The sequence below is a fragment of the Stenotrophomonas sp. STEN031 genome, from assembly GCF_056759975.1.
Map to the genome: position 1 here is coordinate 1 of NZ_JBRREA010000051.1, position 24,006 is coordinate 24,006.

Annotated in this window: 22 protein-coding genes and 1 pseudogene; 7 read left to right on the forward strand and 16 right to left on the reverse strand. The window is 64.6% G+C overall.

All coding sequences use genetic code 11. From position 1 onward, the window contains the following. Nucleotides 1-54: 54 nt before the first annotated feature. The 9 genes from ACVOLQ_RS17770 to ACVOLQ_RS17810 all read right to left on the reverse strand — a co-directional run bounded on the left by ACVOLQ_RS17770 (nt 55) and on the right by ACVOLQ_RS17810 (nt 10,821). Complete coding sequence (locus ACVOLQ_RS17770; RefSeq protein ID WP_481528812.1) at nt 55-396, reverse strand: BON domain-containing protein; 342 nt, start codon at nt 394-396, stop codon at nt 55-57. A 149-nt stretch (nt 397-545) separates the two neighbouring features. Then, a complete protein-coding gene (locus ACVOLQ_RS17775; RefSeq protein WP_481528813.1) occupies nt 546-797 on the reverse strand; it encodes a hypothetical protein in 252 nt (83 codons plus the stop codon). A gap of 546 nt (nt 798-1,343) precedes the next feature. Beyond that, entirely contained in the window at nt 1,344-3,269 is a 1,926-nt protein-coding gene (locus tag ACVOLQ_RS17780; protein WP_481528814.1) for a CocE/NonD family hydrolase, read from the reverse strand. Nucleotides 3,270-3,574: 305 nt separating this feature from the next. Further along, a complete protein-coding gene (locus ACVOLQ_RS17785; protein WP_481528815.1) occupies nt 3,575-4,417 on the reverse strand; it encodes a hypothetical protein in 843 nt (280 codons plus the stop codon). After that, on the reverse strand, nt 4,414-4,911 hold the full coding sequence (locus tag ACVOLQ_RS17790) for a LeuD/DmdB family oxidoreductase small subunit (protein WP_313174549.1): 498 nt from the start codon (nt 4,909-4,911) through the stop codon (nt 4,414-4,416). The genes ACVOLQ_RS17785 and ACVOLQ_RS17790 overlap by 4 nt, the downstream gene beginning before the upstream one ends. After that, nucleotides 4,908-6,179, reverse strand: coding sequence for a 3-isopropylmalate dehydratase large subunit (locus tag ACVOLQ_RS17795; RefSeq protein ID WP_481528816.1), 1,272 nt, complete (start codon nt 6,177-6,179; stop codon nt 4,908-4,910). Before ACVOLQ_RS17795 ends, ACVOLQ_RS17790 begins: the two co-directional genes overlap by 4 nt. 8 nt (nt 6,180-6,187) lie before the next feature. Further along, nucleotides 6,188-6,988 carry a GntR family transcriptional regulator gene (locus ACVOLQ_RS17800; protein ID WP_313174553.1) on the reverse strand — a complete coding sequence of 267 codons (801 nt, stop codon included), beginning with the start codon at nt 6,986-6,988 and terminating at the stop codon, nt 6,188-6,190. Between the two features lie 592 nt (nt 6,989-7,580). After that, the gene (locus tag ACVOLQ_RS17805) at nt 7,581-9,698 is read right to left on the reverse strand and encodes a TonB-dependent receptor (RefSeq protein WP_481528817.1); all 2,118 of its coding nucleotides are present in this window, start codon (nt 9,696-9,698) and stop codon (nt 7,581-7,583) included. 334 nt (nt 9,699-10,032) lie between these two features. After that, complete coding sequence (locus ACVOLQ_RS17810; RefSeq protein ID WP_313173270.1) at nt 10,033-10,821, reverse strand: GntR family transcriptional regulator; 789 nt, start codon at nt 10,819-10,821, stop codon at nt 10,033-10,035. A 56-nt stretch (nt 10,822-10,877) separates the two neighbouring features. Here ACVOLQ_RS17810 and ACVOLQ_RS17815 point away from each other — a divergent pair, with 56 nt between their 5' ends. The 4 genes from ACVOLQ_RS17815 to ACVOLQ_RS17830 are packed head-to-tail and all read left to right on the forward strand — an operon-like array spanning nt 10,878 to nt 14,448. Then, entirely contained in the window at nt 10,878-11,657 is a 780-nt protein-coding gene (locus ACVOLQ_RS17815) for an enoyl-CoA hydratase/isomerase family protein (protein ID WP_313173269.1), read from the forward strand. Between the two features lie 7 nt (nt 11,658-11,664). After that, on the forward strand, nt 11,665-11,997 hold the full coding sequence (locus tag ACVOLQ_RS17820) for a DUF1330 domain-containing protein (protein ID WP_481528818.1): 333 nt from the start codon (nt 11,665-11,667) through the stop codon (nt 11,995-11,997). Then, nucleotides 11,994-13,037, forward strand: coding sequence for a nitrilase-related carbon-nitrogen hydrolase (locus ACVOLQ_RS17825; protein WP_481528819.1), 1,044 nt, complete (start codon nt 11,994-11,996; stop codon nt 13,035-13,037). Before ACVOLQ_RS17820 ends, ACVOLQ_RS17825 begins: the two co-directional genes overlap by 4 nt. Further along, on the forward strand, nt 13,030-14,448 hold the full coding sequence (locus ACVOLQ_RS17830) for an aldehyde dehydrogenase family protein (RefSeq protein WP_481528820.1): 1,419 nt from the start codon (nt 13,030-13,032) through the stop codon (nt 14,446-14,448). The genes ACVOLQ_RS17825 and ACVOLQ_RS17830 overlap by 8 nt, the downstream gene beginning before the upstream one ends. Nucleotides 14,449-14,457: 9 nt before the next feature. On the opposite strand, the gene ACVOLQ_RS17835 is transcribed toward ACVOLQ_RS17830, so the two are convergent. After that, nucleotides 14,458-14,772, reverse strand: a complete 315-nt coding sequence (locus ACVOLQ_RS17835) for a hypothetical protein (RefSeq protein ID WP_313494634.1) — start codon at nt 14,770-14,772, stop codon at nt 14,458-14,460. A gap of 176 nt (nt 14,773-14,948) precedes the next feature. Here ACVOLQ_RS17835 and ACVOLQ_RS17840 point away from each other — a divergent pair, with 176 nt between their 5' ends. Further along, a complete protein-coding gene (locus ACVOLQ_RS17840) occupies nt 14,949-16,889 on the forward strand; it encodes an alpha/beta hydrolase family protein (protein WP_481528821.1) in 1,941 nt (646 codons plus the stop codon). 125 nt (nt 16,890-17,014) lie between these two features. After that, entirely contained in the window at nt 17,015-17,791 is a 777-nt protein-coding gene (locus ACVOLQ_RS17845; RefSeq protein ID WP_481528822.1) for a glucose 1-dehydrogenase, read from the forward strand. Between the two features lie 8 nt (nt 17,792-17,799). Here the strand turns inward: ACVOLQ_RS17845 and ACVOLQ_RS17850 are convergent, their stop codons facing one another. Continuing rightward, a complete protein-coding gene (locus ACVOLQ_RS17850) occupies nt 17,800-18,195 on the reverse strand; it encodes a c-type cytochrome (RefSeq protein WP_313400788.1) in 396 nt (131 codons plus the stop codon). Between the two features lie 228 nt (nt 18,196-18,423). Here ACVOLQ_RS17850 and ACVOLQ_RS17855 point away from each other — a divergent pair, with 228 nt between their 5' ends. Further along, nucleotides 18,424-18,630 carry a hypothetical protein gene (locus tag ACVOLQ_RS17855; RefSeq protein WP_481528823.1) on the forward strand — a complete coding sequence of 69 codons (207 nt, stop codon included), beginning with the start codon at nt 18,424-18,426 and terminating at the stop codon, nt 18,628-18,630. Between the two features lie 182 nt (nt 18,631-18,812). Here the strand turns inward: ACVOLQ_RS17855 and prpB are convergent, their stop codons facing one another. The 5 genes and pseudogenes from prpB to ACVOLQ_RS17880 all read right to left on the reverse strand — a co-directional run bounded on the left by prpB (nt 18,813) and on the right by ACVOLQ_RS17880 (nt 23,992). Next, a complete protein-coding gene (gene prpB, locus ACVOLQ_RS17860; protein WP_481528824.1) occupies nt 18,813-19,697 on the reverse strand; it encodes a methylisocitrate lyase in 885 nt (294 codons plus the stop codon). Between the two features lie 28 nt (nt 19,698-19,725). Next, nucleotides 19,726-21,405, reverse strand: coding sequence for an electron transfer flavoprotein-ubiquinone oxidoreductase (locus ACVOLQ_RS17865; RefSeq protein ID WP_481528831.1), 1,680 nt, complete (start codon nt 21,403-21,405; stop codon nt 19,726-19,728). 423 nt (nt 21,406-21,828) lie between these two features. Further along, nucleotides 21,829-22,389: pseudogene (locus tag ACVOLQ_RS17870) on the reverse strand (polysaccharide deacetylase family protein); the annotation flags it as partial. Next, nucleotides 22,386-23,321: a polysaccharide deacetylase family protein gene (locus ACVOLQ_RS17875; RefSeq protein ID WP_481528825.1), complete on the reverse strand. Its 936-nt coding sequence runs from the start codon at nt 23,319-23,321 to the stop codon at nt 22,386-22,388. The gene ACVOLQ_RS17875 and the pseudogene ACVOLQ_RS17870, both read right to left, overlap by 4 nt. Continuing rightward, complete coding sequence (locus ACVOLQ_RS17880; protein WP_481528826.1) at nt 23,318-23,992, reverse strand: isochorismatase family protein; 675 nt, start codon at nt 23,990-23,992, stop codon at nt 23,318-23,320. The genes ACVOLQ_RS17875 and ACVOLQ_RS17880 overlap by 4 nt, the downstream gene beginning before the upstream one ends. Nucleotides 23,993-24,006 lie beyond the last annotated feature (14 nt).

Sequence of the window (24,006 nt, forward strand, 5' to 3'; positions counted from 1 at the left end):
ACCGTGGGGTGCCGCCTTCCCTGTATAAGGTTCAAGAGGTGGCAGGAGTTAGGTTCAACGCGCCGCCACCATCAACGCTGAGCTGTCCACGCTCTTCACGCCCTTGATGGCCCGGGCGGCGGCAATGGCACGATCCGCTTCAACCTTGCTGGCGACGGTGCCACTTAGTGTTACTACGCCGTTGACCGTTTCCACCTTGATCTCCATGCCGGACACATCCTTGGTGGTCAGCAACTCGGCCTTCACCTTGGTGGTGATCCAGGTATCGGTGCCAGGCTGTTCGGACTCGTGGCCCTGCGTGGATTGACCGGCAGCCTGCACGGTGAGGGCAGTGCCTGCGCAGCCAAGGGCGACCAGGCCTGCGAACAGCAGCGGCTTCATCTTGCGGGTATCCATGATGCGTCTCCGATCAGAGCAACGATGCTCCAGTTGCAGCATGCCGTGGCGACGATTAAGCGGACGCCTGCAACCGGTGATGGGCAGGTGCAGGAAATGCAAACGTCGCGTAAGCCATCAATGAGCGGGCGTCGCGAAGCGCGCAATGATCAGGCGATCATCAAGTCCCAGGGCAGGTTGGAATCACGGAACTTGAAACGATAGCCATCGAAGTCGATCTGCTTGGCGATGTTGCCGTGCTCGTCGATCATCGTATGGAAGCAGACATTATTCAGTCCCATGGTGGCGACGCGACGGCCATCGCTGCTGCCCTTGGCGATGTTGCGGGACTCGGTTGCCAGCAGGGTTACCAGTCGGCGCTGGCGGCCGGGTCCTTCGAGGAAGAACTTGATCTTGTCCATTGGCGTTGCTCCGGTATGTGATCCCCCCGGATCTTGCCATTCACCTATAGCCGGAGGGATGAACAGGCAGCAATGACTGAATGCGCACAACCCGGCTTTGTTTCACCTTTGCGTCGCTGCATCGTTGCCGTGATGTGGACTGCGTCGCGTTCTGCCACGCAGGGTTAACAATCACCAAGGTGCCACCGACAGGGCGATGACCAAGGCGATGATGGCAACGCCGATAAGAATGATGCTGCGCCGGCTGAGCCTTCTGCGCTTGTTCATGCTGGCTCCGTTGCGTTGCAGGCAGTGTTGCCAGCTACAGCTGTAGCAGGTGTTCCTGCAACGGCAGAGGAACAAGCGTCCCTGCCTTGCTGTGCAGTAGCGGCGTAAGCCGCGACGCTGACGCGGTTTCCCTCGCGGGGAAAACCACCATCAAGTGGTTCATGTCGGCGATCACCGCGCAGGCATCACTGCCTGACCCTCGTTGCCAAGGCGGCGACGCCGAACGCCGTCACTCGACAACCGGCAGCACGCCGTCACTCGACAACCGGCAGCACGCCGTCACTCGACAACCGGCAGCGTGATGTAGCTCGGATGTTCGCTGTTGTTCCAGATCCGCTGCGTGGCCTTGCGGTAGTCACCTGGCTGGGCGAAGAAGATGTTGTCCACGAATTTTTGTGGATTGCGGTCATACAGCGGGAACAGGCTGGACTGCACCTGCACCATCAAGCGGTGGCCCGGCTGCAGCGTCTGGTTCACGTTGGGCAGATCGAAGCTGTAGATCTGCGGTGCATCCGGCGTGATCGGCTTTGGCTGGCTGAAGCTTTCGCGGTAGCGACCACGGAAAATGGTGACTGCCAGCGGCAACTGGTAGCCAGCCATCTTCGGGTTGTCAGGATACTGATCGGGGTAGACGTCGATCAGTTTGACCACCCAGTCGCTGTCGCTGCCGGAGGTGGAAGCACTTAATTGAACCTGTGGGATGCCGGCCAGCTTCATCGGCTTGTCCAGCACGGGGCCGGTATAGGTGAGCACATCGGTACGGCCATCGACGAAGCGCTGGTCGCGCACCAGCCAGGTGGTCCAGGCATCGCGATCGCCCATGTTGACCGGGCGCGGTACGAACGGCACCGGCTTGGCCGGATCGGCGATGTACTCGGCGTACTGCGCGCCGGTACTGGTGCTGTTGAAGTCCAACTGCGCATCGGTGTTGAGATAGAGCCGGCGTGCGTTGCCGGTGCAGCCTTGCGTGCAGCTTTGCGGCCAGTTGTTATAGGTTTCCCAGCGATTGCTGCCGGCGTTGTATACCCACACCGGCGGTGTATTGGCGGCCGGCGCGCCGTCCTTGAGGTACTGGTCGAAGAAAGGCTTGAGCACATCCCGCCGCCACTGCAGTGCGGTGTCTCCGTTGAAATCCAAGGCGCCCAGCGAACTGCCGTTGTAGTTGGCGCCACTGTGTCGCCACGGCCCGATCACCAGGAAGTTGCGGGTATTGTCGTGGTCCTTGGGTTCAAGTGCGGCCCAGGCGGTATGCGCACCGTAGATGTCTTCCTGGTCCCACAGCCCTTGCTCCCACATGGTGGGCACGCGGATCTCCGGCAGCTTGGTCAGTAGTTTGTCCAGCGCCTGCTGCTGCCAGAACGCATCGTAGGCAGGATGCTGGCTGACCTTGTGCCAGGCCGGGATCTGTTCCAGCCCCAACGTCCTGGCGAAGGCACCGACCGAGCCTGCCTGCAGGAAGCTGCTGTAGTCATCGCCGGTCGGCATGGCGATTTTTGCGCCGGCACCGCGTGCAGTCATCTGCCCGCTGAAGTAGCCAAGATTCACCTGCCGATAGGCGCCATGCTGGAACCAGTCGTCGCCCATCCAGCCGTCGATCATCGGGCTTTCCGGCGCGGCCACTTTCAGCGCAGGGTGCGGATCAAGCAGCGCCATCACCACGGTGAAGCCTTCGTAGGAAGAGCCGAGCATGCCGACCTTGCCGTTGGACTCGGGCAGATGCTTCACCAACCAGTCGATGCTGTCCCAGGCGTCGGTGCTGTGGTCGATCTTGCTTGGGTTGAGCGGCCCGCGCGGTGGCCGCGTCATCACGTAGTCGCCTTCGGATCCGTACTTGCCGCGCACGTCCTGGAAAACGCGGATATAGCCGTCCTCGGCGAACACGATGTCGCCCTGCGCGAGCGCATCGACCAGCCGCGTCGCGCCCGGCGTGCGGTCGACGCGGCCGGCGGCGTTGTACGGCGTGCGGGTGAACAGGATAGGCGCGTTGTGCGCGCCCTTGGGGATCATGATCACCGTATACAGCTTGACTCCATCGCGCATCGGGATCATCACCTCGCGCTTCTCGAAATCGCGGGCGGGCTGCGGGGCGACGAATTTCTTGCCGGTGATGTCCGGCGTCATCGGCGAGACCTGCGCCGCGGCGGGCGTTGCCATGCTCAAGCAGGTGATCGTGGCGATGGCTGCAGCCAGGGTCAGGGTCCGCATTGCTCTACCTCAAGCGCTTGGGTAAGCGCTGACGCTATGCCTGTGTAGTGGCAGTTACACATGGCAAAGGTCATGGGGGGCTGAAGTAACAGCGGGGGCGGAGCAGGAGCAGAGCAGGAGCTACCCCTCCCCAACCCTCCCCTTGCCTGCGGCAAAGGGAGGGGGCTGTTTGCTGCGCTCTGTCAGTGCATCGCGGTGCCGCGTTTGCCCCCTCCCTTGCGCCTGGCGCAGGGGAGGGTTGGGGAGGGGTGCTTTTGCGCTGTTGCTGTTGCTTCTATCTGCAGGCGGCAACATGCCAGCACCCGTCACCCAACAAGCAACTCCACATGCTCTCCGGCGGGTCCACGCAGACTGCGCCGCTCACCAGCATCCATGACAACCCAGCCGGCCTCAGTCAGCACGGCAGTGTCCACTGCCGGCAAACGCAGCCCCAGGCTGTACTGACCCGCATGCTGCAGCTTGGTTGAAGCAGGTAGATCCACCTGATCAATCTCCACCATGCATTGCCCCGGCATCGGCACCACGGCGACCGGGTAGCGGCCGTCCAGCGATTTGCCATAGGCGCGATTCAGCACGGTGATCCTGGTATCGAACGCCCAGCCCTTGGCCCCCAGCAGTGCAGACCAGGCACGCTGCGAGGCCTCGCGATCCGGCGTGGTCATCACCCCGATGAAGGTGTTCGCAACCGTCGCGTCGGTCATCGGCAGATCGAACGGCGGAACCTGCGCCTTGATCTGGGTGAGATACAGCAGTTCGCCGCAGGGTCCCAGCACCTGTGCGGCGCGAATGGCATCGCTCAACTCAAGGTTGGCGGCAGGACCCAGGACCTTGAATGGCGATCGCAGGCCGGCGGCGAGGGCGTCGATATCGCCCACCAGCACCTCCAGCGACAACCAGCCGTGGCGGAACATGGGCTCGGCAACGACGGCACGCGGGTCTTCAATCACCCGCAGTACCGGCTCGCCCGCGCTGTTGGCCAGCCATACCAGCGGTGCGCCGATCAGATCCACCAGATCGAGCGCGGCGGCATCATCGGCGTCGAGCGTTCCGCGTTGTTGCACCTGCAAGGCCAACTGCGCGACATAGGCGGCGCAGACCTGCTGCAGGTCCGGCGCGATCAAGGTCGCATGGATGATGCCCTGTTTCATGTGCGCCGCTCGGTAGCCAGCTTGCGCTCCAGCCAAGGCATCAGCCCGCCACCGGCGACGATCGCCATCAACTCGGTGGGAATCTTCTCGCAGGCGAATTCACGACCTGTGCTGTGATTGATGATGCGTCCCTCCACCGGCCGTACTTCCAGTTCATCACCGCGCGATGCTTCAAGCGTCGCACAAACCAGCGCGGGAACGCCGAGATTCAGCGCGTTGCGATAGAAGATGCGAGCGAATGATCTGGCGATGATGGCACCCACGCCGAGTTCGGCCAGCGCCTGCACCGCCTGTTCGCGCGAGGAACCAATGCCGAAGGATTCTCCGCCCACCACGATGTCGCCACGGCGCACTTCGCTGGCGAAGTCCGGGTCCACCGCTTCCAGGCAATGGCTGGCGAGCACGTGCATCGGCTCGCGCATATAGGGGCCGGGTGCCAGCACATCGGTATCGATGCGGTCACCGAATACGAAAGCCTTGCCACGGACGTTCAAAGGTTCTCTCCCAACAACTCGCGTGGATCACAGATTTCGCCCTTCACCGCGGCAGCGGCAACGCTGTACGGCGAGCCCAGGTAGACCTGCGCCTCGGCCGAGCCCATGCGGCCCTTGAAGTTGCGTGCGGTGGTGGACATGCAGACTTCGCCGCTGCTGAGCATGCCCGCACCCATGCCGGCGCAGGCGCCGCAGCCTGACGGCAGCAGGATGGCGCCGGCTTCGGTCAGCGTCGCCAACGTGCCTTCGGCTGCCGCATGCGCGGTCATTGCCACCGAGGCCGGTGCGATCAGCAGGCGCGTGCCCTTGGCGACCCGGCGGCCTTTCAGGACTTCGGCAGCCATGCGCAGATCGGTCAGCTTGGCACCGGTGCAGGCGCCGATATAGGCCTGATCAATAGGCACCCTGCCGTGCTCACCCACCGGGCGGCTGTTTGCCGGACTGTGCGGTGCTGCCACATGCGGGGCGATCTGCGCGGCGTCGTAGCGATGGTGATGCAGGTAGTTGGCGTCAGCATCGCTACGCCACTGCGCCAGATCACCGAGGAAAGGTTTGCCGGCCTGTTCCAATGCAGCCAGTGTGGTCGCGTCGGGTTCGACGATGCCGGTTTCCGCGCCGAGCTCGGCGGCCATGTTGCACAGGGTCAGGCGCTCATGCATCGGCATGGCCTGCACGGCGCTGCCGCCGTATTCGAAGACCTGTCCTTCGTTGCCCATGCCATGTTGGCCACACAGCATCAGCATCACGTCCTTGGCGCTGACGCCGGCGCCGAGCACGCCATCGAGTTGCACACGCGTGGTCTGCGGCACGCGCAGCCAGACGTCGCCGGTGACCAGGGCGCCGGTGATGTCGGTGGCGCCCATGCCGACCATGAAGGCACCGAACGCACCGCCGCTGGGCGAGTGCGAATCACCGCCGACGCAGAACATGCCGGGCTGTACATGGCCGTGTTCCTGCAACACCACGTGGCAGATGCCGAGCATGTCGTAGTGGGTGACACCCTGCGCCTGCGCCCACTTGCGGGTGAGGGCGAGGATGTCGGCGCTTTCCATGTCCACGGCGGGTACGAAGTGGTCGGAGACCACCACCACCTTGTTCGGGTCCCACACCTTGGCGCCGAGCTTTTCCAGCCGTGTGGCGACCCGGCGCGGACCGCCGGAGTCATGCATCATCAGCAGGTCGAGCCTGGCGGTAAGGATCTCTCCGGCGCGCACGGCCTCGCGTCCACAGGCGCGGGCGAGGATCTTTTCGGCAAGCGTTGCGCTCACAGTTGCACTCAAACAAATGTCTCCGGGTGGTTGGTTTCGTAGTCCAGGCGCATCTGGTAGCGCAGCTGGTCGGGGCGATATTGGATGTCGAGCAGATCCAGCAACTGCTGGTCGGGGCCATAGGAGCGGCGGGTCAGGTTCATCACCGCCTGACCGGGCGACATCTGCAGGTGCATGGCGGTCAGGGCACCTGCACGCAGCGCGCTGACGGTCTGCTGGACCTGCAGGAAGCGGATCCCGCAACGCCGGAACAGAGCGATGCGCGAGCCGTAGGCCAGTTGTTCGGCGTTGAATTCCGGATGCTTGGTGCGGGTCCAGCTGGCGTAGTAACCAAAGGCCTGGCCATGCCGCGAGCGCACCCGCACGCAATGCACCAGGGTTTCTTCCGGGCCGCTGCCGAACTGTTCGCGGATCGGTTCGGGCGGGACCACGCGTTCCCAGCCCAGCAGGCGTACCTGGGTGTTGCTGGCGAGGGTGTCGAGGCTGTGGATCAGCTCGCCCAGCGGCGTCTTCAGCGGCATCGGGATGCTGGAACCGCGCGCTGTGCTACCGCCGACGACCCGCGTACCGCGGCCGCGCTGGCGTACCAGCAAGCCATCATTGGCCAGCAGTTGCAGCGCCTGGCGCACGGTGACCCGCGAGATGCGCAGGCGCCGGGCCAGCTCTTCCTCACGCGGCAGCTGCTCGCCGTCGCCGATTTCGCCGCGTTCGATCAGCCCACGCAGGAAGCCCTGCAGCTGGTGGTACAGCGGCGCGTGCAGGTCACGGCGGAGGATGCCCTCCAGGGATTGGGTGGTGAACGGGTCCACGGTGGCTTGCCGGCTGGTCCGAAATGATCTTAATGATATATCTATATATCTAAAAGGGGCGTGGGTATAGGCCTTGGTGTGTTCCGGGCTGGATTGGCCTGGGTGGGGAGGGGGCTTCTCGCTGGCTGATGCGTCGCCGGGAATGCCCCTGCCGAGCATGGCTCGGCACTACGCTCCCTCCCTTTCGCGCAGCGAAGGGGAGGGTTGGGGAGGGGTGCTTTGGGCTGGCTGATGGGGTGCTGGCAAAGCCCCTGCCGAGCATGGCTCGGCACTACGCTCCCTCCCTTTCGCGTAGCGAAGGGGAGGGCTGGGGAGGGGTGCTCTTCGCTGGCTGATGGGGTGCTGGTGAAGCCCCTGCCGAGCATGGCTCGGCACTACGCTCCCTCCCTTTCGCGTAGCGAAGGGGAGGGTTGGGGAGGGGTGCTCTTCGCTGGCTGATGGGGTGCCGGGAAAGCCCCTGCCGAGCATGGCTCGGCACTACCGCTTTAGCCCCTCTCCCGCTTGCGGGAGAGGGGTTGGGGTGAGGGCGGCTCTGGCCTTGGCGGGAAGGCCCCTGCCGAGCATGGCTCGGCACTACCCCTGTCATCAGCCCTCACCAGAACCGGTAGCTGAACTCCACGCCGTAGGTGCGCGGCACGTTCGGGTAGATCACGCCCACACCCAGCCCGGCGATATCAAAACCGCCGGTGGAGGCGAATTCATTGCTCAGGTTCTTGCCCCACAGCGCCACCGACCATTCCGCATCGCGCGGTTCGTAGGCGATGCGTGCGTTGTACTCATGCCCGGCCTTGCGCATGATCAGACGCGAGGCATCCTGGTTCTGGTAGTACTCATCGGTGTAGCGGGCCTGCGCGCTGAATACCAGGTCGGCATTGCCAAGCGGCTGCACGTAGCTGCTGCCGAAGGTCCACTGCAGCTCGGGTGCATTCTTCATCGGGTGGCCGCGGAAGTAGGCGGCATTGATGGCCTTGTACTTCTGGTATTCCGAGTCGATGGTGCCCAGCGTGGCGTTGAGCTTCAGTCCGCGCGTCAGCTGTGCCTCGGCCTCCAGCTCGATGCCCTGGATCAAGGCACCGGTGGCGTTGGTCACCACGAAGATGCCTTCCGGGTTCACCGCGGCCAATTGGATGCCGTCGTAATCCAGCCGGTAGTAGTTGCCGTTCAAGCGCAGGCGGTTGTCCCACAGCGTCGACTTGATGCCGATTTCATAGGCACGCAGGGTTTCAGCATCCACCTGCACCAGGGTTGCCGGGGTGCTGCCGCGGCCATTGAAGCCGCCACTCTTGAAGCCGGTGGTGACGCTGGCGTAGCCCATCACGTTGTCGTTGAAGTTGTAGGACAGCAGCGCCTTCCAGTCCGGGCGGTTCCAGCTGTTGCGCATGTTCTTGCTGAAGTTGGGCTCGCCATTGGCCTTGACCGCGCGCACCGAGAAATCCTTGCTCTCATAGCTGTAGCGGCCGCCCAGGGTGAGGGTCAGCTTGTCGGTGAACTTGTAGTCGCCCTGCGCATAGATGGCATACGCCGAGGTGTCCTGGGCGATGTAGTTGGTGCCGCCGCGCACGAAGATGTCGCTGCGGGTCGGCTGGTCGTTGTGCTCCTTGAACGCGAACACGCCAGCGACCCAACTGAAAGGACCGTCCAGCTGCGAGGTGAACTGCGCCTCGTAACCCTTCTGGTTCTGGCGCTGGTCCTGTTCGAGGTGATAACGGGTCTGCGCGGTGCCATCCACGTCCATGTAGAAGTGATGGTCCAGCGTGCGGTAGTGCGCGATGCTGCGCCAGGAGAACGCACCGAAGTCGGTTTCATTGGTCAACGCCACGCCGAACTGGTCGATGTCGTTCAAGCCCAGCGTGTCGGTTTCGGTCTTGTAGAAGCTGCCCAGGCGCGGCACCTGGTTGCCATTGGCATCCAGCGCCACCGGCGTGCCCCAGGCCGGGGTAGAGCGCTCGCGCAGGCGGTCGATGCTCAGCGTGGCATAGGAGGCTTCTCCCCAGGTCGAGGCCAGCGACAAACGCCCGGCCAGCACGTCCTGGTCATTGACCATGCGGTTGTGGGTGATGTCCTTGAGGATGCCATCGCGCTGGCGGCTGAGCGCGGCGGCGGAGACATCCAGCGTCTCGCCGATGCGGGTGGCGAAACTCACGCGTGCGTCGCGGCGTCCGAGGTTGCCGATGCTGCCATCCAGCGCCAGCTTGCTTTCGCCGGTGGGCTTGCGCGAGATGTAGCGGATCGCGCCGCCGGTGGCATTGCGGCCATACAGCGTGCCCTGCGGGCCGCGCAGCACTTCGATGCGCTCCACGTCATACAGGTCGAACATCGCCCCGTTCTGGCGCGGGATGTAGACATCGTCGATATACAACGCCACCGCCGGGTCGTTGGTGAACATCGACTCATCGGCGCCTACGCCGCGCATGAAGATCTTGGCGCCGGAACTGGTGCCGGTGTTCTGCTCGATGATGATGTTGGGCGCGGCGAACTTGATGTCATCCACGCGCTTGACCTGCATGCGGTCGAGTTCCGGTCCGCTGATCACGCTCATGCTCAGCGGCGTCTTCTGCATCTGCGCTTCGCGGCGCTGCGCGGTGACGCTGACCTGATCCAGCTGCACGGCCTGGTCGTCAGTGCCGGCCTGCTGCGCCAATGCGGGGTTGCTGCCAAGGGCGGTCACGATCGCGACTGCCAACGCACTGCGGTACAGAACTTCCTTCATTGCCTGCCTCATAGCGTGAACGGGGTAGGTGGCGCAGGCGCACAGGTGTGAGTGCTGTGCTGCTGCGTGTGCTTTCCAGTCTTTCGCTATTTGTCCGGACAATCAATGTGGCTCGCGTCCTGCCTGCACCGTGGAGTCGTGCGCCGCAACATGCGCATAAGCAGTTGATCGAGATTGGAAAGTGGCAGCAATTGCGGCCCTTCCGTGTTGCACTGCAAAGGCATATAGGTCTTAGCCTTATGTCTTTCCAGGCAAGCGGCCCAGCCCGCCAGACGCAAAACGCCGCCTGGTCAGGGCGGCGTTTTCGCAGCGGGGAGCTGGTGGTGTTGTCGGCTTACAGCGGGGTGCCGTCGTCCACGTCCAGGGTCATCTGGTAGGTGAACTGATCCGGCCGGTATTGCACGTTGAGCAGGTCGACCAGATTGCCGTCGCCATCGTAGGAACGGCGTTCCAGTGACAGCAGCGCGGTGCCGGGTTCCACCTTCAGGTGCATGGCGGCGATGGCGTCGGCGTTTACTGCCGACAGCACCTGCTCCACCTGCTTGATCTGGATGCCGGCGGCCTGGAACAGCTTCAGACGGGAGCTGTTGGACAACCGCGTCTCGCTGAATTCGGGGTGATCGGTATGGGTCCAGCTGATGTAGTAGCCGAACGGCACATCGCCCCGCAGGCGCAGGCGGATGGCCTGCACCAGCACGTCGCGTGGGCCGGTATCGAACAATGCCCGGATCGGCTCCGGGGGCACCGCGCGGCGGAACTGCAGCAACTGCACCTTGGTGTGCTCGGCCAGCACTTCCAGGCTTTCCAGCAGCCCGGTCAGCGGGCTGTGCATGGGCTTGGGCCGGGAGCGGTGGATGACGTGGGTGCCCTTGCCGCGGCGGCGCTCGACCAGGCCCTCGGCGGCCAGCTCATCCAGCGCCCGCTTGGCGGTGATGCGTGATACCCCAAAGCCGTCGGCCAGGTCGAACTCGGTGGGGATGCGGGCGCCACGCGGGATCTCGCCATTGAGGATGCGGTCGCGCAGCAGGCTGAACATCTGGTGGTAAAGCGGCGTCGGCAAGTCATTGCGCAGCAGCTTGTGCGCATTGGCACTCAACAATGTGGCCAGTGTGTCTTGGGACATCTCGCTTCACCCTCCTTTGGCTTAATGCTATAACGATAGAACAAATAGGATAGGCCATGATCACTGAAGAGACCGTGATTTGCTGGAGCCGCGACGGCGCGCTCGCCCGCATCAGCATCCACCGACCCGACAAGCGCAACGCCCTGGCCACCCGCCACTGGGCGGCGATCGAGGCCGCACTGGACGACATCGCCGCCAGTGACGCCCAGATCGTGGTGGTATCCGGCGTGCCGGGGGCGTTCAGTGCCGGCGCCGATATCGACGAACTCGGCCAGCTGCTCACCGCTCCGGCCGCCTTCGCCGCCAACAACGCCCAGGTCCAACGCACCCAGCTCAAACTGCAACGCCTGCCGCAGACCACCCTGGCCGTCATCGACGGGGCCTGCGTAGGCGGCGGCCTTGGCCTGGCCTTGGCCTGTGACCTGCGCCTGGCCAGTGCCCGTAGCCGGTTCGCTATCACCCCAGCCAAGCTCGGTTTAGTTTACAGCGCCGACGACAGCCGTCGGCTGGTCAACGCGGTCGGCATGGCCCGCGCGCGCGAAATGTTGCTGACCGGGCGCCTGCTCGATGCCGCTACTGCGCTGGATTGGGGCCTGGTCAACCAGTTGGCGGGTGAGGACGGCATCGAGGCGCTGGAGCAGGCACAGGTCCAGCAGCTGTTGGCCACCTCCGGGCAGGCGCGGCGGGCGATCAAGACCGTGCTCGGCCACTTGGGGGGAGATGCCAGCATCGATCTGGCCCAGGCCGATGCGGCTTTCAACGATGCCTTCAGCAGTACCGACTTCGTCGAAGGCGCGGCCGCCTTCCTGGAAAAGCGCGCCCCGCGCTTCAGCTGAGTACGCCATGTCCGCCTACCTGATCATCGAAGCCCACCTCACCGACCCGCAGCGGTTTGCTGCCTATGCCCGGGCCACGCCCGCGGTGGTGGCGCGCCATGGCGGCCATTACCTGGTGATGGGCGGCGAGCAACAGAGCCTGGAGGGCGAGCATGCAGCGACGCGGACGGTGATCTCGTGCTGGCCTGACCGCGCCGCCGCACTGGCGTTCTGGCACAGCGCCGACTACGCCGCGATCAAGCCGCTGCGCACCGGCACCGGCAGCTTCCGCGTGCTGCTGGCCGATGGCATGCAGACACAAGCTCTCAACGACACCGCAACCGAAGGTAAGGCTCCATGATCGACGCTTATCGCGCGCTGGCCCTGCAGACCACCTGCCGCGCCATCAATGCCTGTGCAACACCGGAAGCAGCCGCCGTCGCGGTGGCCGACAACATCGAGCGGGTTGGCCGGCAGATCCGTGCCTCCAAGGCCTTCATCGGCGCTGACCTGAAGCTGGTGGTGCTGCCGGAATACTTCGCCACCAGCTACCCGCTGGGCGACACCATCCCCGGCTGGGCGGCCAAGGGCTGCTTCGCGATGGATGGCAGCGAGTACGAGCAGCTGGGCCGCATCGCCCAGGACAACGGCGTCTACCTGTGTTCCAACGCCTACGAGCGCGACCCCAACTTCCCCGAGCTGTACTTCCAGTCCTCGGTGATCCTGGATGACAGCGGCAACCAGATCCTGCGCTACCGCCGGCTGATCTCGCTGTACGCGCCCAGCCCGCATGATGTCTGGGACAAGTATCTGGACGTGTACGGCATCGACGGTGTGTTCCCGGTGGCACGTACGCCGATCGGCCGCCTGTCCTGCATCGCCTCGGAGGAAATCCTGTATCCGGAAATCGCGCGTGCGATGGGCCTGCGCGGTGCCGAAGTGTTCCTGCATTCCACCAGCGAAGTCGGCAGCCCCGAGCTGACCCCCAAGGACATCGCCAAACGCGCCCGCGCGCTGGAAAACATGGCCTATGTGGTCTCGGCCAATACCGCCGGCATCAGTGGCGTGGACATCCCGCTGGGCAGTGCAGATGGCATGAGCAAGATCGTCGATGACCAGGGCCGGGTGCTGTCTGCCGCCGGCACCGGCGAGTCGATGGCCGCCTATGCCGACCTGGATATCGCCGGCCTGCGCCGCCGCCGGCTGCGCCCGGGCATGGGCAATTTCCTCTCGCGGCTGCCGCAGGCGGCAATCAACGCCGGCCTGGCCAGCACCGCATTGAAGCCCAACGCCCTGCTGCAGGGCGACAGCTTGAAGATCCCGCAGCGGGTCGACTTTGCCGCCCGCCAGAAAGCCACCCTTGATGCACTGTTGAGCGCTGGAGTACTGGGCAATGACTGACGCAACCACGCTGCCACTGCGCAACCCGCGCACCGGGCTGTCCGACGGCGAGCTGCCGATCACCAGCGCCCGCGACGTCGCCGCGCTGGGCGCGCAGCTGCGCCAGGCGCAGCAGGCCTGGGCCGAGCGCAGCATCGAGGAACGCTGCGCGCGCCTGGACGCCCTGGCCGACGCGCTGGTCGCGCGTCGCGATGGCTTCCTCGATGCATTGCTGGCCGATACCGGCCGCTGGCATGAATCGCAGATTGAAGTGGACGGCACCGTCGGCGCGATCCGCCGCTGGGCGCAGCAGGCCGCGGGCTGTCTTGCGGAAAAGCCGGCCCAGCAGGAAGCCATCCCCTTCATCCACAGCCAGCAGACTTGGGTGCCGTATGCGGTGGTGGGCGTGATCAGCCCGTGGAATTTCCCCCTGATGCTGACGTTGATCGATGCCGTGCCGGCGTTGGCCGCCGGCTGCAGCATCCTGGCCAAGCCCAGCGAGGTCACCTCGCGCTTCGTGCCGCTGCTGCGTGACGCCTTGGACGAAGCAGGTCTGGGCGCGGTGTTCAAGCTGGTCACCGGTGCCGGCGCCACCGGCCAGGCGGTGATCGAGGCCAGTGACCAGATCTGCTTCACCGGTTCAGTCGCCACCGGCCGCAAGGTGGGCGAAGCCTGCGCGCGTCGCTTCATTCCGGCCTCGCTGGAGCTGGGTGGCAAGGACCCGGCGCTGGTGCTGTCCGACGCCAACATCGCACATGCCGCACGCGCGCTGGCCTGGGGCAGCTTCGTCAACGGCGGGCAGAGCTGCATGTCGATCGAACGTGTTTACGTGGAAGCGCCGGTGGCCGATGCCTTCATCGCCGCGCTGGTGAAGGAAGCTTCCGCACTGGAGCTGGCCTGGCCAGACCCCAAGCAGGGCCAGATCGGTCCGGTGATCGCGGCATCGCAGGTCGAACTGGTGCGCGGCCAACTGGCCGACGCCAAGGCCAAGGGCGCACGCGCGCTGACCGGCGGCGAGCTGATCGAGCACGGCGGCGTCTGGTGTCCGCCAACGGTGTTGGTGGATGTCACCGACGAGATGGCCGTGGTTGCCGATGAGAGCTTTGCAAGCGTCCTCCCGGTGATGGTGGTGGCCGATGAAGCCGAAGCCATCGCGCGTGCCAATGCCACCGAGTTCGGCTTGTCGGCGGCGGTTTTCACGCAAAGTCCCGAGCGCGCGCAGCGGGTAGCGCGTCAGCTGCAGGCCGGCGGCATCTCGATCAATGACGCCTGCCTGACCGGCATGGTGCAGACCGCCGAAAAGCAGAGCTTCAAGCTGTCCGGCATGGGTGGTTCGCGCATGGGCACCGCATCGATCCGCCGCTTCGTGCGTGCGCGTGCGTTGTTGATCAATACCGGAACCGCATCACCGTGGTGGTTCCCGCCAGCGTAAGGCGCCGCCTCAGCACACCAGTACGAATTTGCCGAGGAAAATTCCCGTACCCAACATCCACATCGCCAGCATCGCCGGAATGCTGGCGATCCGCAGCAGCCAGCGCGGCCAGGGCCGCGCATTGCCGGTGGTGCGGAAGATCAATAGCGGCAACACCACGCCCGCAATGAAGAACAGTGCGAAGACCGACCAGCCCAGCAGCCAGAAAGCGGTGGATTTACTGGACTCCTGCGGACATTGGGTCATGGCCGAGGCCAGTGACGGCATGCTGCTGAGCAGCGCTGCGGCCAAGGCCATGCGCTGACTACGGCTTCCTGATCGCATGGGGCGGCACGCTCCTGGTTGCGGTTACAGACGTGCATCCTGCCATGTGCAAGGTAATCGCGGGGTCAATCCGACGAATTCCCGCACCCGCGCCAGACAAACGATATGCGTCCTGCGCGCGGTGGGTGAATGCATTACGCTCGGCAACATCCGTTTGACCACAGGGGAGGGTAGTCATGGGGGAAAGGCTTCGGCGTGCGCTGTTCCTGTTGCTGATTGCGATGGTGGGGGGGACGGTGGTCCCGGCCGTGGCACAGAGCGTCCCGGTGGAGGCCTTCGCCAAGGCCAGCCCGTTCTCCATGCCGCGGCTGTCACCCGGTGGCGAGTATCTGGCGTTCGCAACCGAGTTTGGCGAAGGAAACCACGCGCTGCAGGTGCTGCGTCTTTCCGATATGCAACGCACCGCGGTCCTGCGTCTGCCACGTTTCGAAAGTGCCTACCAGATACTCTGGGTGAGCGATAAACGCCTGGTGATCGCCAAAGGCCGCAAATACGGCTCCCTGGAAAAGCCCGTACCGATGGGCGAGATCATCGCCAGCGATTTCGATGGCCAGAACCAGCGCTACATCTATGGCTACGAGCAGCAGAATGTCGCGGCGGGACTGGACCGCGGGTTCGGCTTCATCGAGGGTGTGGCGCAGGGCAATGATGGCCATTTCTACATGCGCCAGCTCAAGCGCAATCCCACCAACTCGATGCTGTACGTGGTGGATGCGGGGCCGCGCCCGAGTTTCAAGCTGATTGCCAGCATCAACGTGCCGAACCTGGAGTTCGTGATCGACCGCAACGGCGTCGCACGTTATGCCCAGGGCCGCGACGATGACGACAACTACCTGCTGTATGCATCCGAAGATGGGCAACGCTGGCAGCCGGTCCCGCAGGAAGTCACCGGAGGCATCTGGGCGCCTTTTGCATTCTCGGCCGACAACCAGCACGTCTATGGCCGCTTCAGCCGCAATGACGGGCCAATATCGCTGGTGTCGAGCAAGCTCGATGGCGGCGAACGTGATGTGTTGTTGGCGGATGGCTTCAGCAGCGTCGGATTGTCGCAATGGACACGCCACCCGGCGGTGCCGTTCGCCGCCTCGCCGCTGACCGGGCGGCCACAACTGCAGTATTTCGACCCGGGCAAGCCGGAGGCGGAACTGCACAAGGCCCTGGCCGAGCTGCTGCCTGCACAGCATGTGACCTTCGATGACGTGAGTCGTGATGGGCAGACCGTGCTGGTGCATCTGGGCAGTGATCGTGATCCAGGCGGTTGGTATGTATTCCGGCGCGCCACCAACAAGCTGGAAAAGGTTCTGTCGCCGCGCGAGGGGATTGATCCGACGCTGATGGCCGAACGCCGTCCGTTGCGCTTCAAGGCCGGTGATGGCGCGGAGCTGGAAGCGATACTGACAATCCCACGCAACAGCGAGGGCCGCCGCTTGCCGACTGTGTTGTTGCCGCATGGTGGCCCGCACGGTGTAAGCGATGACTGGTTCTACGACAACGACGCGCAGTTCCTCGCCAACCGTGGTTATCTGGTGGTGCAGGTCAATTACCGTGGTAGCGGCGGACGTGGGCATGCCTTCGAGGAGCTCGGTTACCTGCAGTGGGGAACGCGCATCCAGCAGGATCTGCTGGACGGCTTGAACCATGCGGCCTCACTCGGTTTGGCCGATACCACCCGCGTATGCACCTACGGCGCCAGTTTCGGCGCCTACGCGGCGATGATGCTGGCGGCGCGCGAGCCAGGGCTTATCCGTTGCGCGGCAGGCCTGGCCGGCGTCTATGACCTGAAGATGATGTACAAGAAAGGTGACATCAAGGACAGGGCGTATGGGCGCAACTACCTGACACGGGTGATCGGCCGCAATGACGAGGAACTGGTGGCCAATTCGCCGACCACCCTGGTGCCGCGCATCACCGCGCCGGTGTTCCTTGCGCACGGCGAGCGCGATGAACGTACGCCGATCGCACAGGCCAACGCCATGCGCGCAGCGCTGCTGGCGGCCGGCAGAGCGCCGCAATGGATGGCGGTTGCGGGCGAAGGCCATGGCTTCTACAACGATGACAACAGTGCCGCTTTCTACCGGGGGCTGGAGGCATTTTTGGAGAAAAACATCGGCCAATAGCGGTCTTTCGGGGCGATAAGGGTCGGCCAGCGGGGTGTTGTGTGGCTGGCGGCACATCACCTTTGCTTTCGCTGGCCGGGTGTATGGTGTGCGGATCAATGAATCGTCCGGAAAGGAGTACGCCCATGCTTCCACAAGCGCATTTCGACCTGTCTGGAAAGGTGGCCATCGTCACCGGCGGCGGCAACGGCATTGGCCGCGCCAGCGCGCTGATGCTGGCGGCCTACGGTGCGGCGGTGGCCATCGCCGACCTGAAGCTGGCCGCCGCCGAGAAAGTGGCGGCGGAGATCGTCGCCGCTGGCGGCAAGGCCTTGGCCCTGGAGTGCAATGTGCTCAAGGATGAGGACCTGGTGCGGGTGGTGGAGCGCACCGCCAATGAACTGGGCGGCATCCATATCCTGGTCAACAACGCCGGTGGTGGCGGGGCTGGCCGCGAGAGCCCGTACAAGATCAGCCTGGAGCAGTTCGAGCGGCCATTCCAGATCAACGTCTTCAGTGCCTGGCGGCTGTCGCAGCTGTGTGCGCCGCATATGCAGAAGGGCGGCTACGGCTCGATCATCAACATGTCGTCGATGAGCTCGATCAACAAGAGCCCGGCGATCAGCGCTTACGCCGCGTCCAAGGCGGCGATCAACCATATGACGGCGAATCTTGCGCATGACTACGGTCCTGCCGGGATCCGCGTCAATGCGGTGGGGCCGGGGGCGGTGCGCACCGATGCGCTGGCTACCGTGCTCACCCCGGAGATCGAAGCGCGGATGCTGTCCCATACCCCGATCAAGCGCCTGGGCGAGGCCGAGGATATTGCCGGCGCGGTGCTGTATTTCGCCGCGCCTATATCCAATTGGGTCAGCGGCCAGACCTTGTTCGTCAACGGCGGCGGTGTGCAGACGCTGGATTGACGCCGGGCCTATTCGGGCAGGGTGGACAGGAACTCGATCACGGCCTGGCGGCGCGCCGGGTCGGAGGTGGCGTTGACCATCTTGCTGCCCGGCACCTGCTTGGTCGGTGACTTGATGAAGGCGTCCAGGGTCTGCGCATCCCAGGTGATGCCGCTGGCCTTCATCGCTTCGGAGTAGTTGTAGCCGGGGGCGGTGCCGGCCTTGCGGCCGATCACGCCGTGCAGGTTGGGGCCGACGCGGTGGCCGAGGTCGGCGCGGGTGTCATGGCAGCCGGCGCAGATGGCGAAGGCGCGTTCGAGTTCGCGTTGATGCGGGTCGGCGTTGGCGTTGTGGTTGAAGGCATCGCGTTGGCCGCAGGCGCTGAGCGTCAGGCAGGCGAGGGCGATCAGGGGCAGACGGGGCATTGCGTTCTCATTGCGCTGGCGGTCGTGACTGTGCGGCGCTGGCAATGATGGCCGGTGCTGGGAGGGGAAGCAAAGGGCTTGGGTTTTTGGCAGGTTGGGGTGGATGGAGAGCTTTGAAGGAATGGCTGAAGCAAAGGCAAAAACGGAGGTAGAAGCAGAGGCAGAAGCAGAGGCCCCCTCATCCGCCCGTTGGGCACCTTCTCCCGCAAGCGGGAGAAGGGAGACTTCATGCTTTCTTTCGTCGGTTGGAAAGGCCGAAGAAAAGCCAAAGCCGAAGCCAAAGCAAAGGCAAAGACCAAATGCAAAAGCCAAATGCAAAAGCAGAAAGCCAAAGCAGAAAGCCAAAGCAGAAAGCCAAAGCAGAAAGCAATTTATCTGCCCGTTGTGCGTTTCGCGTTCAGACGCCGAAATTCTTCAAAGCGTCGATTGAGCTGAGAGTGTTCGGCTGCGGAAAAATTCGCGGAGTACGCCGAAGGCAGTAATGCTGGCCCAAGCAACTTCGTGCCGAAGCAGCCCCTCTCCCGCGTGCGGGAGAGGGGTAGGGGTGAGGGCGGCTTTTAAGCTCTTAGCATTTCAAGCTTTCAAGCTTCCAACTTCTAAACCCTGAACCCCAATCATCACTTCTTCCCAGCAAACGTCCTATCCAGACTCTGCTCAAAGGTGTGATACCCGATCCGCTCATACAGCTCCTCGCGGGTCTGCATGGTCTCCACCACATTGCGCTGGTGGCCATCACGGCGGATCGCGGTGTACACGTTCTCCGCCGCCTTGTTCATCGCGCGGAACGCCGACAGCGGGTAGATGCACATCGCCACGCCCACCGAGCCCAGCTCCTCGGTCGAGAACAGCGGGGTCTGGCCGAACTCGGTGAGGTTGGCCAGCACCGGCACCTTCACTGCATCGACAAAACGCTTGTAGGTCTCAAGGTCGTACGAGGCCTCGGCAAAGATGCCGTCGGCGCCGGCTTCCACGCAGGCCAGCGAGCGCTCGATCGCCGCATCCACGCCTTCCATCTGGATGGCGTCGGTACGTGCGATCAGGAAAAAATCCGGATCGGTCTTGGCATCGGCCGCCGCCTTGACCCGGTCCACCATCTCGCCCAGCGACACGATTTCCTTGTTCGGGCGGTGGCCGCAACGCTTGGCGCCGACCTGGTCCTCGATATGGCAGGCCGCCGCACCGGCCTTGATCAGCGATTTCACCGTGCGCGCGATGTTGAACGCGCTTGGGCCAAAGCCGGTGTCGATGTCCGACAGCAGCGGCAGGTCGCAGACGTCGGTGATGCGGCGGATGTCGGTGAGCACGTCGTCCATGGTGTTGATGCCCAGGTCCGGCAGGCCCAGCGAGCCGGCGGCGACGCCGCCACCGGACAGGTAGACCGCACGGAAGCCCGCCCGCTTGGCCAGCAACGCATGGTTGGCGTTGATCGCACCGGGGATCTGCAGCGGGCTTTCCTGTGTGAGCGCCGCGCGGAAGCGGGCGCCTGGACTGACAATGCTCATCAAAACTCCTGTGGGTTGATGGCGACGTTTACATCGCCGGATAGTTCGGACCGCCACCACCCTGTGGGGTCACCCACACGATGTTCTGGGTCGGGTCCTTGATGTCGCAGGTCTTGCAGTGCACGCAGTTCTGCGCGTTGATCTGCAGGCGGGTATCGCTGCCTTCGCCGACGAATTCGTACACGCCGGCCGGGCAGTAACGCGCTTCCGGGCCGGCATAGGTGGCCAGGTTGACCTTGACCGGAATGCTGGGGTCCTTCAGCGTCAGGTGGCTGGGCTGGTCTTCCTCGTGGTTGGTCGAGGACAGGAACACCGAGCTCAAACGATCAAACGTCAGTACGTTGTCCGGCTTGGGATAGGTGATCTTCGGCTGGCTGGCGGCCGGCTCCAGGCATTCGTGGTCGGCCTTGGTGCGGTGGATGGTCCACGGCGCGTTGCGGATGCCCAGCTTGGGCAGCAGCCACTGCTCGATGCCGGTCATCAGCGTGGCCAGGGTGCGGCCCTTCTTGAACCACTGCTTGAAGTTCTTGGACTGCAGCAGCTCGGCCTTCAGCCAGCTGTTCTCGAAGGCCTCCGGATAGGCGCTCAGCTCGTCACGCGAGCGGCCGGCGACCAGCGCGTCAAACGCGGCCTCGGCGGCCAGCATGCCGGTCTTGATCGCGGCGTGGCTGCCCTTGATGCGGCTGACGTTGAGGTAGCCGGCCTCGCAGCCGACCAGGGCGCCGCCCGGGAACACGGTCTTGGGCAGCGACAGGATGCCGCCGGCGGTGATCGCACGCGCGCCGTAGGCGATGCGCTTGCCGCCTTCCAGGTGCTTGCGGATGGCCGGGTGGGTCTTGAAGCGCTGGAACTCCTCGAACGGGCTCAGCCACGGGTTCTTGTAGTCCAGGCCGACCACGTAGCCGATCGACACCTTGCCGCCCTCGGCGTGGTACAGGAAGGCGCCGCCGTAGGTGTCGTTGTCCAGCGGCCAGCCGGCGGCATGCACCACCAGGCCGGGCTCATGCTTGGCCGGATCGATCTGCCACAACTCCTTGATGCCGATGCCGTAGGACTGCGGGTCCTTGCCGGCGTCGAGCTTGAACTTGCTGATCAGCTGGCGGCCGAGGTGGCCGCGCGAGCCTTCGGCGAAGATCGTGTACTTGGCACGCAGTTCCATGCCGCGCTCGTAGTTCGGGCCCGGCGTGCCGTCCTTGTGGATGCCCATGTCGCCGGTGGCCACGCCCATCACCGCGCCGTTTTCGTCGTACAGCACCTCGGCGGCGGCAAAGCCCGGGAAGATCGACACTTCCAGCGCTTCGGCCTGCTGCGCCAGCCAGCGGCTCACTTCGCCCAGGCTGATGATGTAGTTGCCGTCGTTGTGGAAGCACTCCGGCAGCAGCGCGTGCGGGGTGGCCTTGGCCTTGGTCTCGTCCAGGAACAGGAACTCGTCGCGGGTGACGGCCTGCTTCAGCGGCGCACCGCGTTCCTTCCAGTCCGGGAACAGCTCGTTGAGCGCGCGCGGGTCCATGATCGCGCCGGACAGGATGTGCGCGCCCGGCTCGGAGCCTTTCTCCAGTACGCACACCGACAGCTCCTGGCCCTTTTCCACGGCCAGCTGGCGCAGGCGGATGGCAGTGGCCAGGCCGGCAGGGCCGGCGCCGACGATGACGACGTCAAATTCCATCGCTTCGCGCGGCGGCAGGGCGGTGTTGGCTTCAGTGTTCATGCAAGGGCTCTTGGGTAAAGGCCGGCGCGTTGAGGGCGACGACGGTTGCCTGGAACCGCCGCCCCAACGCGAGGCGGCGATGATCTGCGAAGGCGCAGCGTTCCAGATCAGCCCTGCGCGGTCGGCCAGGTGGGCGAACACGCGTTCCAGGTGCTTGATGCGGTGCGGCTGGCCCATCACCCACGGATGGATGTTGAGCGCGAGCAGGCGACCCTGTCCGCTGCGCTGCGCTTCCTCCAGCAGGAAATCGCAGGCATCGACCATCTGGTCCGCATACTCGGCCTCGGCATGCAGATTTTCGCCGACGATGAAGCGATCTTCCAATTCCAGTGACAGCGGCAGGGCGGTGAGCGGGCCGTTGGCGGTCTGGAAGGGGTAGGGCAGCTCGTCGTTGATCCAGTCGCCAAACCACTGCAAACCGGCCTGTTGCAGCAGTTCCGGGGTGTTCTCGGACTGCGAGCGGGCCGGTGACAGCCAGCCTTGGATGGGACTGTCCGAATACGGCGCCAGCGCGGCCAAACTGCGCTGGATGTATTCAGCTTCGCGCGCCGGGTCCAGGCCGCCGTAGTGCACGCCGTCCATGTTCCAGCCGTGCGCCACCAGCTCGGCGCTGCGCGCCTTGAGCCGGCGCAGCAGGGCCGGGTAGCGTTCGGCCAGTTCGCCGTTGACCGCGGTGCTGGCACGCAGACCGTACTTTTCCAGCGCATCCAGTACGCGGAACACGCCAACCCGGTTGCCGTAGTCGCGCAGCGTGTAATGGCGCAGGTCCGGGTAGGGCATGACCATGGAACCGTGCGGCTTGAAGCCCTCACCCTTGGGATTGAGCGGGAAGTGTTCCAGGCTCAGGTTGATCCATACCGCCAGTGGCTTGTCGCCGGGCCAGCGCACGGCCGGGCGCTGCGCCAGCATCGACCAGCTGTAGCGGTCATGGTCCATGCCAAGGCGCAGGCGCGGGTATTCCAGGAAGCTGCGATCCAGGCTCATGCCGCGTCCTCCGCGTTGATCGCCGCCATCGAGGCCAGCGCGTCGTCGTAGTGCTTGTCCAGGTAGTGCTGGGCGATCTCGCGGCCGGTGGCCTTCCACACCTTGTCGTGACTGCAGATGTAGTCCATGGCGTCGTGGAAGGCCGCCAGGCGGTGCGGGTGGCTGACCTGGTAGGCATGCAGCGGCACGCACATCACCGTGCCGGTGTGCTCGCCTTCGGCATACAGACGGTCGAAGGCGTCCTTGATCATCTGCCCGTAGCGGCGCGGCTCGATCTTGTTGGTGACGTAGACGATGGTGTCGTTGAGCTCCAGCGAGTACGGCACCGACACGAAGCGCTTGCCGGAGCGGGTCTTCACCGGCGTCGGCTGGTCGTCGTGGAACAGGTCGCAGGTATACAGGCCGCCGGCCTCGGCAAACAGGTCGATGGTGGCGTCCGAATGCGACAGCGCCGGCGCCAGGTAGCCATCGCAGTGCTGGCCGGTGTGCTCGGCGATCAGCGCCATCGAGTGCGCGATCATCTCCCGCTCCTGTGCCTCGTCCAGGCCATAGGTGTAGCGGGTGTTGTAGATGCCGTGGCTGAAGAATTCCCAGTTGCGCTCGGCCGCCATCTGGATCACTTCCGGATGGTGCTTGAGCATGGCCGTGGACAGCGACACCGAGCCGCGCAGGCCGTACTGGTCCATCACCCGCATCATCCGCTGGTGGCCGACGCGGTTGCCGTAGTCGCGGGTGCCATAGCCCTGGATGTCGGGCAGTGGGCGCGGCCACGGCTTGCGCGCCGGGTTGGCCGGCGGCGCGTACTCGTAGAACTCGATATTGGGCGCGATCCACAAGGCCACGCGGGCGCCGCCCGGCCATTCGATCTTCGGCCGGCTGTCATAGGGCCAGTAGTCGAACAGGCCCGGGTCGGATTTGCTCGCGGTGCTCATGCGCGCAGCGCCTGCAGCTGCGCAGCAACGTGATCCACCGATTCCACGTCACCGTACTTGAGCATGATGTCGCTGAGGTTGGCGAAGTGCGGGATCTCGTGCTTGTCGGCCACGCATTCTTCCGGAATGATGCTGCGGTAGCCGCGCGACAGGCTGTCGATCACGCAGGCGCGGATGCACCCCGAAGTCGAGCCGCCGGTGATGATCAGCGTGTCGATCTTGTGGAAGGTCAGCAGCGACCACAGGTTGGTTTCGAAGAACGGGCTGGCCATGCGCTTGTGCATGACGATGTCGCCAGCCTGCACATCGGCGCGGGGGTCGAACTGGGCGCGCTCGGAACCGTGCTTGATGTTCTGCAGCGAGTCCGGCGTGTTGGTGCGGGTGCCCCAGGTGCCGGCGTCTTCGCCGGACTCCAGGTAGGCGACATAGGTCCACACCACCGGCAGGCCGAGCGCGCGCACCTGCGCCGACAGCGCATTGATGTGCTCGATCTGGCGCGGGTCGGTCTCATACGCGGTCTTGAACGCGTCCAGGTCGGTATAGGCGCGTTGCACATCGATGTTGACGATGGCCGGGCGCGCGCCGAAACCAAACTTGGCGCGGTTGGGGTTGGCCTTGACCTGCTCCCAGTACTGGCGGGCGGTGAGGTTGGACGTTTCCATCACGGGCATGGGGTCTCTCCGTT

What these genes read in the sequence shown, in the direction of transcription:
- ACVOLQ_RS17770 (WP_481528812.1), bottom strand. Translation starts at nt 396, where the DNA reads ATGGATACCCGCAAGATGAAGCCGCTGCTGTTCGCAGGCCTGGTCGCC.
- ACVOLQ_RS17865 (WP_481528831.1), bottom strand. Translation starts at nt 21,405, where the DNA reads ATGAACACTGAAGCCAACACCGCCCTGCCGCCGCGCGAAGCGATGGAA.
- ACVOLQ_RS17785 (WP_481528815.1), bottom strand. Translation starts at nt 4,417, where the DNA reads ATGAAACAGGGCATCATCCATGCGACCTTGATCGCGCCGGACCTGCAG.
- ACVOLQ_RS17805 (WP_481528817.1), bottom strand. Translation starts at nt 9,698, where the DNA reads ATGAAGGAAGTTCTGTACCGCAGTGCGTTGGCAGTCGCGATCGTGACC.
- ACVOLQ_RS17835 (WP_313494634.1), bottom strand. Translation starts at nt 14,772, where the DNA reads ATGCGATCAGGAAGCCGTAGTCAGCGCATGGCCTTGGCCGCAGCGCTG.
- ACVOLQ_RS17830 (WP_481528820.1), top strand. Translation starts at nt 13,030, where the DNA reads ATGACTGACGCAACCACGCTGCCACTGCGCAACCCGCGCACCGGGCTG.
- ACVOLQ_RS17810 (WP_313173270.1), bottom strand. Translation starts at nt 10,821, where the DNA reads ATGTCCCAAGACACACTGGCCACATTGTTGAGTGCCAATGCGCACAAG.
- ACVOLQ_RS17825 (WP_481528819.1), top strand. Translation starts at nt 11,994, where the DNA reads ATGATCGACGCTTATCGCGCGCTGGCCCTGCAGACCACCTGCCGCGCC.
- ACVOLQ_RS17845 (WP_481528822.1), top strand. Translation starts at nt 17,015, where the DNA reads ATGCTTCCACAAGCGCATTTCGACCTGTCTGGAAAGGTGGCCATCGTC.
- ACVOLQ_RS17820 (WP_481528818.1), top strand. Translation starts at nt 11,665, where the DNA reads ATGTCCGCCTACCTGATCATCGAAGCCCACCTCACCGACCCGCAGCGG.
- ACVOLQ_RS17815 (WP_313173269.1), top strand. Translation starts at nt 10,878, where the DNA reads ATGATCACTGAAGAGACCGTGATTTGCTGGAGCCGCGACGGCGCGCTC.
- ACVOLQ_RS17850 (WP_313400788.1), bottom strand. Translation starts at nt 18,195, where the DNA reads ATGCCCCGTCTGCCCCTGATCGCCCTCGCCTGCCTGACGCTCAGCGCC.
- ACVOLQ_RS17880 (WP_481528826.1), bottom strand. Translation starts at nt 23,992, where the DNA reads ATGCCCGTGATGGAAACGTCCAACCTCACCGCCCGCCAGTACTGGGAG.
- ACVOLQ_RS17855 (WP_481528823.1), top strand. Translation starts at nt 18,424, where the DNA reads ATGCTTTCTTTCGTCGGTTGGAAAGGCCGAAGAAAAGCCAAAGCCGAA.
- ACVOLQ_RS17840 (WP_481528821.1), top strand. Translation starts at nt 14,949, where the DNA reads ATGGGGGAAAGGCTTCGGCGTGCGCTGTTCCTGTTGCTGATTGCGATG.
- ACVOLQ_RS17780 (WP_481528814.1), bottom strand. Translation starts at nt 3,269, where the DNA reads ATGCGGACCCTGACCCTGGCTGCAGCCATCGCCACGATCACCTGCTTG.
- ACVOLQ_RS17875 (WP_481528825.1), bottom strand. Translation starts at nt 23,321, where the DNA reads ATGAGCACCGCGAGCAAATCCGACCCGGGCCTGTTCGACTACTGGCCC.
- ACVOLQ_RS17775 (WP_481528813.1), bottom strand. Translation starts at nt 797, where the DNA reads ATGGACAAGATCAAGTTCTTCCTCGAAGGACCCGGCCGCCAGCGCCGA.
- prpB (WP_481528824.1), bottom strand. Translation starts at nt 19,697, where the DNA reads ATGAGCATTGTCAGTCCAGGCGCCCGCTTCCGCGCGGCGCTCACACAG.